2 protein-coding genes are annotated in these 1,951 nt (G+C 60.5%); both read left to right on the top strand.

Translation table 11 applies throughout. From position 1 onward, the window contains the following. The first annotated feature begins 16 nt into the window (after positions 1-16). A complete protein-coding gene (gene fabF, locus ACPYOJ_RS34355) occupies positions 17-1,279 on the top strand; it encodes a beta-ketoacyl-ACP synthase II (RefSeq protein ID WP_481420222.1) in 1,263 nt (420 codons plus the stop codon). 117 nt (positions 1,280-1,396) lie between these two features. Further along, positions 1,397-1,951, top strand: a 555-nt coding sequence (locus tag ACPYOJ_RS34350) for an endolytic transglycosylase MltG (protein WP_481420221.1), incomplete at its 3' end; no start/stop codon positions are given.

Genomic DNA, 1,951 nt, shown 5'->3' with positions numbered 1-1,951 from the left:
GGCGGGGAAGCTGTCGATGAGACGGGTCGTCATCACCGGTACCGGCATGGTATCACCCTTGGGATGCGGAACTGAAGTCACCTGGGCTCGGCTGCTCGCCAGCCAGAGCGGCGCTCGCCTCGTCACCGAATTCGAGGTGGAGGATCTTCCCGCCAAGATCGCCTGCCGCATTCCTGTCGGTGACGGCACGGAGGGCACCTTCAACGTCGATGATTGGATGGAGCCGAAGGAACAGCGCAAGGTCGATCCCTTCATCATCTACGGCATGGCAGCCGCCGATATGGCGCTGAACGACGCCAACTGGCACCCGGAGGCCGATGAGGACCAGATCGCGACCGGCGTCCTGATCGGTTCCGGCATCGGTGGCATCGAGGGTATTGTCGAGGCTGGCTACACGCTCCGCGACAAGGGCCCGCGCCGGATCTCGCCGTTCTTCATCCCCGGCCGTTTGATCAACCTCGTATCCGGCCAGGTTTCGATTCGTCACAAGCTCAGGGGACCGAACCATTCGGTCGTCACGGCCTGCTCGACCGGCGCACATGCCATTGGCGATGCGGCCCGTCTGATCGCGCTTGGCGATGCCGACGTGATGCTCGCGGGCGGCACGGAATCGCCGGTCAGCCGTATCTCGCTCGCAGGCTTCGCCGCGTGCAAGGCGCTTTCCACGCAACATAATGACAATCCGCAGAAGGCGTCGCGTCCTTACGATCGCGACCGCGACGGCTTCGTCATGGGCGAGGGCGCCGGGATCGTCGTCCTAGAAGAGCTGGAACATGCCAAGGCGCGCGGCGCGAAGATCTATGCAGAAATCGTCGGTTACGGTCTCTCGGGCGACGCGTACCATATCACCGCGCCGTCGGAAGATGGTGAGGGCGCGCAGCGTTGCATGGCCATGGCGCTGAAACGCGCCGGGCTGACGGCTGCCGATATCGATTACATCAACGCCCACGGCACCTCGACCATGGCCGATACGATCGAGCTCGGGGCCGTCGAGCGTCTCGTCGGCAATGCGGCGTCCGGGATCTCGATGTCTTCGACGAAGTCTGCTACCGGCCATTTGCTGGGTGCGGCCGGCGCGATCGAAGCGATCTTTGCAACGCTTGCGATCCGTGACAACGTTGCACCGCCGACGATAAATCTGGATAATCCCGAACGGGAAACCGCTATCGATCTTGTTCCGCACAAGGCTCGTCAGCGAGAGATCAATGTGGCACTGTCGAATTCCTTCGGATTCGGCGGTACGAATGCATCGCTGGTGCTGCGCCGCTATACAGCTTGAACGCGGTTTTTGAGGCTGCGGGAGTAGGGGTGCCAGCGTCTTTCGAAAAAGTGCTGCCACCTGTTTTTTGCCGTATTGCTTCTTAAAACAGCGGATAGGCGAAATTAGAGGATTGCCGTGAGCGATACGAACCACAGCAACGAATCGGCAGACCAGAGCGGCCAGCCGGCGCAAAACGGGCGGATCATTCCGAAGTCGCCCAACGAAGCGCTGCGTCCTGAGCGTGTTCCGGAGCCGCCGAAGCGTTCCAAGAAAGCGCGCAGCCAGGTCATCATCTTCCTGAACTTCCTCATGACGATGGTGGTGCTTGCCTGCGCTGCCGGCATCTTCGCCTTTTATTATGCAATCTCCAGCTATCAGGACCCCGGTCCGCTGGAGACGAACACCAATTTCATTGTGCGCAACGGGGCCGGCCTTTCGGAAATTGCCTCCAATCTTGAGCGCAACAACATCATCTCCGATGCTCGTATCTTCCGCTACCTGACAGCCACTCGCCTGAAGGACGGCGAGAGCCTCAAGGCCGGTGAGTACGAAATCAAGGCCAAGGCCTCCATGAACGACATCATGGAACTGCTGAAGTCCGGCAAATCGATCCTCTATTCGATCTCCTTCCCGGAGGGGCTGACAGTCCGTCAGATGTTCAACCGCATGGGCGAGGATGCCGTCCTCGAA

The sequence above is a fragment of the Rhizobium sp. SVR5-9E genome (genome assembly GCF_056755095.1).
Note: the sequence above shows the minus strand (reverse complement) of the source record. Positions and strands in the feature narration are given on the sequence as shown.